The sequence below is a fragment of the Pectobacterium hainanensis genome (genome assembly GCF_046237015.1).
In the GTDB taxonomy this organism is placed as follows: Bacteria; Pseudomonadota; Gammaproteobacteria; order Enterobacterales; family Enterobacteriaceae; genus JBJYIN01.
In genome coordinates this window covers 1-764 of the sequence record NZ_JBJYIN010000042.1, presented here as the reverse complement: position 1 = coordinate 764, position 764 = coordinate 1, and the positions used below count along the sequence as shown (strand labels likewise).

At 39.5% G+C, this 764-nt stretch carries 2 protein-coding genes; one reads left to right on the top strand and one right to left on the bottom strand.

Annotated features, from left to right (window positions below; translation table 11 throughout):
* The coding region (locus tag ACKPVM_RS20430) for a hypothetical protein (protein ID WP_409311578.1) at positions 1-368 on the top strand (368 nt) is incomplete at its 5' end.
* A gap of 25 nt (positions 369-393) precedes the next feature.
* On the opposite strand, the gene ACKPVM_RS20425 is transcribed toward ACKPVM_RS20430, so the two are convergent.
* The coding region (locus ACKPVM_RS20425) for a hypothetical protein (RefSeq protein ID WP_409311577.1) at positions 394-764 on the bottom strand (371 nt) is incomplete at its 5' end.

Below are 764 nucleotides of genomic sequence, written 5' to 3'. Positions count from 1 at the left end.
AAAACCTCGGTTTTGGAGAAGAGCTTTTTTTGTATGTCGGTGGTAGTGCATCATCACCGCTAACGATCAAGACGGGACAATCGTTAATATTTGATAATCCGTATACTAGAAAATCCGTTACATTTATTCCGCAAATAAAAATAACATCGAAATCAGACGGTGTAGAGCGCTGGATCGATGTGACGTGGACATTTGAAAATAATTATGGGCGCGGCATCAGTGTGGTTGTAACATCAGATGGAAAAATAGGTATTTATGTCGGTTATCACTTAATAATGAACAATGCTCAAATATCGTCCGGGATTGCAGCGCAATTATTACCGAATACAGCAATAGCTGAAGCATCATTCCGTCTACGCGTAATTTGATAATCAGCCCGTTAGGGCTGATTTCTTATCTGAATATGCGAAAAATCAGCGCCCAACAGGCCAGTTCAGCGTCTGTGTTTATGATTGCTAATTTTCCATTATTTTTTTGCAACCCGAAAATTCCGTTATTACCGATATTATATTGAACGCTAGTATCAGACAGGCTTGGAACATTCATTAATGTACGTGTAACATTATTTGCTACTGATGCAGAACAGAATCCAACTCCGATATCGCCGGGTGAATAACCATTGCTGTCTGATATACATTTAAATATCACATCAAACTGACACCGGAACGGGTCTATATTTTTTAGTCCATGCGGAGCTGAGATAACAGCTTCTTTCGATAACGCGAATTCACCAGAAATCCAGACTTCTCCAAAACCGAGGTTTT